The 7,791-nt window shown below is 72.4% G+C and carries 6 protein-coding genes; 2 read left to right on the forward strand and 4 right to left on the reverse strand.

Annotation, left to right across the window (positions count from 1 at the left end; all coding sequences use genetic code 11):
- Positions 1-876: midas domain-containing protein (locus ONA70_RS32860; RefSeq protein WP_265010379.1), on the reverse strand; the 876-nt coding region annotated here is incomplete at its 3' end.
- A 600-nt stretch (positions 877-1,476) separates the two neighbouring features.
- Here ONA70_RS32860 and ONA70_RS32865 point away from each other — a divergent pair.
- Positions 1,477-3,249: a glycoside hydrolase family 6 protein gene (locus ONA70_RS32865; RefSeq protein WP_265010380.1), complete on the forward strand. Its 1,773-nt coding sequence runs from the start codon at positions 1,477-1,479 to the stop codon at positions 3,247-3,249.
- Positions 3,250-3,408: 159 nt separating this feature from the next.
- On the opposite strand, the gene ONA70_RS32870 is transcribed toward ONA70_RS32865, so the two are convergent.
- The 3 genes from ONA70_RS32870 to ONA70_RS32880 all read right to left on the reverse strand — a co-directional run bounded on the left by ONA70_RS32870 (position 3,409) and on the right by ONA70_RS32880 (position 5,496).
- A complete protein-coding gene (locus ONA70_RS32870; RefSeq protein WP_265010381.1) occupies positions 3,409-3,792 on the reverse strand; it encodes a hypothetical protein in 384 nt (127 codons plus the stop codon).
- Between the two features lie 77 nt (positions 3,793-3,869).
- The gene (locus ONA70_RS32875) at positions 3,870-4,889 is read right to left on the reverse strand and encodes a hypothetical protein (RefSeq protein WP_265010382.1); all 1,020 of its coding nucleotides are present in this window, start codon (positions 4,887-4,889) and stop codon (positions 3,870-3,872) included.
- 13 nt (positions 4,890-4,902) lie between these two features.
- Positions 4,903-5,496: a hypothetical protein gene (locus ONA70_RS32880; protein WP_265010383.1), complete on the reverse strand. Its 594-nt coding sequence runs from the start codon at positions 5,494-5,496 to the stop codon at positions 4,903-4,905.
- Positions 5,497-5,878: 382 nt separating this feature from the next.
- Here ONA70_RS32880 and ONA70_RS32885 point away from each other — a divergent pair.
- On the forward strand, positions 5,879-7,791 hold a 1,913-nt coding region (locus ONA70_RS32885), incomplete at its 3' end, for a sensor histidine kinase (RefSeq protein WP_265010384.1).

Genomic DNA, 7,791 nt, shown 5'->3' on the forward strand with positions numbered 1-7,791 from the left:
CCGCCGCCGACGCAGCAGGACCATGCCGCCCAGGGCGGCGGCGCCGATCACGCCGACCCCACTGGCGGCCATGTTGCGGTCCAGGCTGGTGCTGGTCATGCCACCGTCACCCCCGTCGACGTGGCCACGCGGCATGCAGTGGTCCTCGTCCTTGCGGTCCTGGTCCTTGCGGTCCTGGTCCTTGCCGTCGTGGTCCTTGCGGTCGTGGTCCTTGTTGTCCTGGTCGTTGCGCTCTTCTTCCTTGCGGTTCTCGTCCTTGCCGTCGTGGTCCTTGCGGTCGTGGTCCTTGTTGTCCTGGTCGTTGCGCTCTTCTTCCTTGCGGTTCTCGTCCTTGCGGTCCTGGTCCTTGCCTTCGTGGTCCTTGCCCGACTGGTCGTCGGCCGCCATGCCGCCGCCCTTGCCGTCGGACCCCGGCTGCCAGGAGTCGCTGCCCTGCCAGTCCTTGCCGTCGTCCTGCTTGCCCCAGTCCTGGTTGCCTCCCCAGTCCTTGCCGTTCTCGTTCTTGCGGTCCTCGTTCTTGCGGTCCTCGTTCTTGCGGTCCTCGTTCTTGCGGTCCTCGTCCTTGAAGTCGTGGTCCTTGCGGTCCTCGTCCTTGAAGTCGTGGTCCTTGCCGTCGTGGTCCTTGTTGTCCTTGAAGTCGAAGTCCTTGCGGTCCTCGTCCTTGCGGTCCCAGTCCTTGCGGTCCCAGTTCTTGTTGTCCCAGTCCCCGTGGCCCCCTGGGCAGGTCTCAGGAAGACTGACCTGCGGCTTGGCGACGACATTGCTCATGTACGCGCTGTGTCCGGCCGCGTTCGCCGCCGCGGGCGAGAACAGCAGCAGGGACGCGCCGCCGAGAGCGGCACCCGCAACGATCTTCCCGAGCATCTTCTTTCCCATGACCTGGTCACTCCATCCCTGTTCGTCCTGAGCCCGACGGCGGTCGAGCTACGCCCGACGTTAGACCGTTTCGCGAGTTATCCGAGGAAAGATTCGTGTTTAGGAGTTTGTTGGTCTATGGCCGCATCGAGGTGGTTAAGGCCCTACGCCTTGTTGGCGGCCTTTGTTGATCTGCTGCGGCCGCTGGCCTGCTTTGGCGCGGCTGGGCCCTGCTGTGCCCCGCAGGGTGTCCCTGCCGCACTCCACCCGCCTGGGCCTGTCTGCCGCGAACCGGCGCGCCCGTGCCGCCCGGGACTGTTCGCCCGTATGCTGGCCGCGAGTCACATCGAGCCATTGCCATGGAAGCGCTCCCATGCAAGAATCGCTGCACGCGGTTCGGGGAGCCACACCGCGAACTCAGGCGTCGAGGGCAGCCGGGTCGACCGGACGACGTCGGAGAGTCGGCCGGCCAGTCGTGCCGGTCGCGTCCACCACCACGCCCGTCCGGGTCGGGCACCCCCGAAGACACCCGTGGCGCCGACGGCCGTCCGTGGCGGACGTCCCGAGGGCCATTTCGCCGGGCCGTACGCGGATCCGGTCTCGCCCAAGGAGATCAGTGGCATGAATCTGTGGAGAAGGCTGTCCGGCCGGAGCCGAACGCTCGCGCTGACCAGCGCCGGCGTCCTGGTGGCCGGCGGGCTGGTGACCCTCCCGGTCACCGCGGCGCAGGCCGCGACCCAGTGCAGCGTGGACTACGTCACCAGCGACTGGCCCGGTGGCTTCACCGCCACCGTGACGATCAAGAACCTCGGTGACCCGCTCAGTTCCTGGAACCTCGGGTTCACCTTCCCGAACAGCTCCCAGAAGGTCGTCAACGGCTGGTCCGCACTCTGGTCGCAGAGCGGCCAGAACGTGACCGCGCGGAACGAGTCGTACAACGGGTCGCTGCCCAGCGGCGCCACCACCACCATCGGCTTCAACGGCGCGTGGAGCGGCAGCAACCCGAAGCCGACCTCGTTCACCCTGAACGGCACGGTCTGCACCGGCGGCAGCCCGACCACGCCCCCGCCGTCCAGCCCGCCGCCCTCGAGCCCCCCGCCGTCCAGCCCGCCGCCGTCGAGCCCGCCGCCAGGACAGAAGGTGGACAACCCGTACGCCGGGGCCAGGGGGTACGTGAACCCGGAGTGGAAGGCCAAGGCCGAGTCGGTGACCGGTGGCAGCCGGGTGTCGAACAACCCGACCGCGGTCTGGATCGACCGGATCGCCGCCATCAACGGCACCCCGAACAGCAGCTCCAACGGCGCGATGGGCGTGCGGGACCACCTGAACGCCGCGCTCGCCCAGGGGGCCGGCTACATCCAGTTCGTCATCTACAACCTGCCCGGCCGCGACTGTGCCGCGCTGGCCTCGAACGGTGAGCTGGGCCCGGACGACCTGCCGCGCTACAAGTCGGAGTACATCGACCCGATCGCCGCGATCCAGGCCGACCCGAAGTACGCCAGCCTGCGGATCATCAACATCATCGAGATCGACTCGCTGCCCAATCTGGTGACCAACACCTCGGGCAACGCGGGCGGCACCGTGATGTGCGACACGGTCAAGGCCAACGGTGCGTACGTGAACGGCGTGGGCTACGCGCTGGCCAAGCTGGGCGCGATCGGCAACGTCTACAACTACATCGACGCGGCGCACCACGGCTGGATCGGCTGGGACAGCAACTTCGGTCCGACCGCGGACATGCTCAAGACCGCGGCCACCGCCTCCGGCAGCACCGTCCGCAACGTCACCGGGTTCATCGTCAACACGGCGAACTACTCGGCTCTGAAGGAGCCGTACATCAAGATCACCGACACGGTGAACGGCACCACCGTGCGGCAGTCCAAGTGGATCGACTGGAACCAGTACGTGGACGAGCTCTCCTTCGCCCAGGCGTTCCGCAACAAACTGGTCTCGATCGGCTTCGAGAGCAACATCGGCATGCTGATCGACACCTCCCGCAACGGCTGGGGCGGCTCCGCCCGGCCCACCGGCCCGGGCGCGACGACCAGCGTCGACACCTACGTCAACGGTGGCCGCATCGACCGGCGGATCCACGCCGGCAACTGGTGCAACCAGGCCGGGGCGGGCCTCGGCGAACGTCCCCGGGCGACTCCCGAGGCGGGCATCGACGCGTACGTCTGGGTGAAGCCCCCGGGCGAGTCGGACGGCTCCAGCACCGAGATCCCGAACAACGAGGGCAAGGGCTTCGACCGGATGTGCGACCCGACGTACACCGGCAACGCCCGCAACGGCAACAACCTGACCGGCGCCCTGCCGAACGCGCCGATCTCCGGTGCCTGGTTCCCGGCCCAGTTCCAGGAGCTCATGGCCAACGCCTACCCGCCGCTCTCCTGATCCGGCGGCCGGCCCACCCGCTGCGGCGGGAGTGAGGCACCGCCGCGCGGGTTCCCCGGGCCCCTGGTCGACGCCCACGTCGGCCAGGGGCCCCCGGCTGTCCGGGCACGCGCCACCGCCGGCAACTTCGCGCGGCCAGCCCCGTGCCCGGCGGCCGGGTCAGGGGACGGTCTTCTCGATCGCCGCCCGGCCCAACTCGGCCAGGTCGCGGCGGGCCCGCTCCAGGTTCTCCGGGGTGACGTCCTGACCCCGGGCCATCACCAGGTCCTCCGGCTCCCACGGCTGCTCCGCACCGGTGCGGATGTTGTCCCCGGCGGCCCCGGTGCCGGTGCCGGTCGCGCCGGTGCCGGCCGCGTACGGGTCGCCGAGGAGATCCGGCGAGCCGGTGTCGGGCACCGCGCCGTCGGGCTCGGTGAAGACGGGATTGTCCGGGTCGGTGCCGCCGCTGCGCAGCTGCGGCACCGTGCTGTCGTCGTCCACCGCCGCGGCCACCTCGGGGGTCTCCTCCAGCGGCCGCTGGCCACCACGGTCACGATCCGTCATGCTGCTGCCCTCCTGTCCCGTTCCGTGATCCACCTGGGGTACCCCGTGCGAGCCGGGGCATGCCGCCGGGTGTCGGGTCAGCGGCCCAGGACCCGGTCGAGGAAGTCGCGGTAACCACGCACCGCCACCCGGAGCTGCTCGGTGTCCGCCGAGCCGGACTCCTGCCAGCCGCCCAGCTTGCTCTTCTGCTCGCGCAGCGCGGTGGACAGCGCCTCCATCGCCTCGTCGACCAGCGACTGCGCCTCGCCGACCGCGGCCTTCGGGTCGTCCACGAAGCGCAGCTGTACGTCCCGCCAGCGGTCCCGGAAGCCCTGCGCGGTCTCGGCGGGGAACAGCGTGGCGGCGTCCGCGGGCACCACGCCCAGGGTGGGCCGGGCGCCCGGAGCCGCGGCGTCGGTCACCCCGGCCGCACCGGCGCCGGCTGCGGCGCCGGCCACGCCCGCCCCGGCCGCGGCGGTGCTGGCGTCCGGGTCGACCATCTCCGGCTGCGCGCTGCCGTACCCGGCGGCACCGGCCTCCGGCGCGTCGTCCCGCGCCGTACCGGCGTGCTCGGCCGCCCAGACGTCGGGGTCGTGCAGTCGGTCGCCGGCCGTCGGGTCGGCCCGTTCGTCGTCGAGCGCGTCGGTCCGACCGGGGGCGCCGTCGCCCGGCATGGCGGTGTCCTCACCGCGCGGGTCGCGCTCGTCCTCGGGTCGAGCGCTGGCCATCGCGGAGGCGGCCACCGCGTCGCTCACCGTGGTCGCCCCGACGAACGACGTCGGCAGCGGCGCCGGGTCGTGGTACTCGATCCGGCCGTCGGCGTCGGCGGCCTCCGCGTCCCGGACGTCCCGTGCGTCGTACGCCTGGGACTCGTCCCGCTTCGCGTCCCGTTCGGTCGCGGCGTCGCCGCCCCGATCGTCGGCACGCTCGCCGGCCACCGCCGGGTCGTCGAAGGTGCCCCGGTCGTCCAGCGCGTCCTCGGGCACGTCGACCCGGGCCCCCCGGTCGCGCCGGTGTCCGTCGGAGTCGGCCGCGTCGCCCGACGGCGGGACCGGTACCGGCCCGGACCGGACGGTCTCCGGCTGATCCTGGGTGATCTGCTGCTCTTCCCTGCGCATGGCGGCGGCCTCCTCAGCGGCTCGTGACGTCGTGCTCGTGGTCGGGATGGCGCTGCGCCGGCGGCTGCGCGACGACCGGGTCCGCGCCGAGCAGGTCGGCGAAGAGGGCCCGATAGTGCACGAGCGCCTGCCGGAGATCCTCGGTGCCGGCCTCGCCGCGCTCGTTGCGCAGCCGGATCTCGTGGGCGTCCCGGTAGTGGCCCAGCGTGCGCGCGTGCTCGACGGAGAGGTGGGCGGCCTGCTCCGAGAAGTCGCCGGTCGGGTACCCACGCTCGGCGATCAACCGGCGGACCAGCTCGTCGGCCTCGCTCACGGTCTCGGCGGGGGAGTCGACGAAGCGGACCTGGAGTTCCTCCCAGGCCGCGGCGTACTTCGCCCGGGACTCCGGGCTGAGCGGGGTGAGTTCCAGCTCGGCGTGGCGGCGCTCCCGCTCGCGCAGCTCGCGCTCGGCGGCGCCCCGGCTGTCCTGCTCGGCGACGGCCCGGTCGTACTCCGGGCCGAAGCGCTGCTTGAGGGCCCGCCGGCGGCTGGCCACGACGGCGACCGCGGCCAGCGCCGCGAGGACGAGGACGACGATGACTGTGACGACTACCTGCGTGGACGACATGGCTCCTCCTTCGCCGCCTGGTATTCCCTCCGTGTCGTGATCGCCAATCCCGATCCGGGGGACTTTCCGTCGGCGATTCCGCAGGCGGCACCTTCAGGGGCAACGTCCAGGGTTGAACCTCTTGGTCGGCGAGATACTGGCCAGCCGGGCCTTCCCCCGCTCAGGCATCCGGCGCCATCGGCCGGTTGTCCGCACCGGTTCGGGTCGAACGGCGTCCACAGGGGAACATCCCGGACAGTAGCCCCGGGCGAGACGGCCGGTAGTGCATCGGCCCGGGATTACGTATCCTGCCCAAGGCGCCCGAGCCGGGGCCCGGCGTCGTGACCGGACAGCTTCGGCGCGGTGCCGCGCCACTCCTGCGACACCTTCCGGGCGAGGTCTGATGAACACCCGTGACTGGCCGATCCGCGCCAAGCTGACCGCGCTGGTCATCGGTCCGGTGACCGCGCTGCTGGCGCTCTGGATCTTCGCCACCACGCTGGCCTTCGGGCCCGCCCTCGACCTGCTGGCGGCGCGCACCTACCTCTACGACCTGGGCCGTCCGGGTCAGACGGTGGTCACCGAGCTGCAACGGGAACGGCGGCTCTCGGCCGTCCAGCTCGCCGGGGACGCCACCCTTCCGGCCCTGGCCGAGCAGCGCAGCCGTACCGACCAGGCGGTCGCCGAGCTGCGCCGCCGGGTCAGCGGGGACGAGCTGCGCGACGCCGCCGACGACCTGCTCGACGCCCGCCTCGACCAACTGGTCTCCGCGCTCGACGCGCTGCCCGCCGGCCGGGGCTTCATCGACGCCCGCAAGGTGGACCGCGCGGGGGCGATCGGCCTCTACAGCGGAATGATCAGCTCTGCCTTCCAGGCGTTCTCCGCGATGGCCACGTTGCCCGACGTCCAGCTCAACCGGGAGGCGCTGGCGCTCACCGCGTTGGGCCGGTCCCGGGAGCTGCTCGGCCAGGCCGACGCCCTGCTGGCCGGCGCGATCACCGCCGGCCGGTACGCCGAGGGCGAGCACGAGCAGCTCGTCCGCACCATCGAGAACCAGCGGTTCCTGGCCGAGACCGCGGTGGCCGACCTGCCCCCGGCGGAACGGGCGGCGTACCAGGGGCTCATCGAGGGGCCGGACTTCCTCCGGCTGCGCGCCCTCCAGGACACCCTGATCCGCAGTCCCGACCTGCCGGCCCGGCTCGAGGTCCGCGCCTGGGAGACCAGCCATGCCGGCACCGAGCAGAGCCTGCGCGACTTCGAGCTGCGCGGCGCCGACGGGCTGGCCGAGCGGTCCATGCCAATGGCGGTGGCCATCCTGGTCCGGCTCGCCGCCGCCGGGGTGCTCGGCCTGCTCGCCATCGTGATCTGCGTGCTGATCGCGCTGCGCGTCGGCCGCTCGCTGGCCCACCGGCTCAGCGGGGTCCGCACCGCCGCACTGGAGATGGCCGAGCACCGGCTGCCCGACGTGGTCGCCCGGCTGCGGCGGGGCGAGGAGGTGGACATCACCCGGGAGGCGCCCGAGCTGGACCACGGCGGCGACGAGATCGGCGAGGTGGGACGGGCCTTCAACGAGGTACGCCGGACCGCCCTCCAGTCCGCCGTCGACGAGGTCGCCCTCCGTCGCGGGCTCAACGAGGTCTTCCTCAACATCGCCCGGCGCAGCCAGGGCCTGGTGCACCGGCAATTGGCCCTGCTGGACCGGCTGGAGCGGCACACCGAGGACCCGGACGAGCTGGCCGGGCTCTTCCAGGTCGACCACCTGGCGACCCGGCTCCGCCGGCACGCCGAGGACCTGGTCATCCTGGCCGGGGCGGCCCCCGGCCGGGGCTGGCGCAACCCGGTCGCGGCCGTCGACGTGATCCGCGGCGCGATCTCCGAGGTGGAGTCGTACGACCGGGTGGAGGTGGGCGACGTGCAGCCGGCGGGCGTGCTCGGCCGGGCCGTCGGCGACGTCATCCACCTGCTCGCCGAGCTGATCGAGAACGCCGCGGCCTACTCCCCGCCGGGCAGCCGGGTGGACGTCACCGGACGGTCCGCGCCCGGCGGGTACACCGTCGAGATCACCGACCACGGGCTCGGCATGTCGCCGCGGGCCCTGGCGGAGGCCAACCGCAAGCTGTCCCGGTCGCCGGAGTTCGACCCGGCGGACAGCGCCCGGCTGGGCCACTTCGTGGTCGCCCGGCTCGCCGCCCGGCACGGCATCCGGGTCGAGCTGCGGGTGGCCGCCCCGGCCGGGACCACCGCCGTGGTGCTCGTCCCGGCCGACCTGGTCACCACCGAGCCGGCGCTGGTGCCGACCGAACCGGGCGTGGGGCC

The organism is Micromonospora yasonensis, assembly GCF_026013475.1.
GTDB classification, from domain to species: domain Bacteria; phylum Actinomycetota; class Actinomycetes; order Mycobacteriales; family Micromonosporaceae; genus Micromonospora; species Micromonospora yasonensis.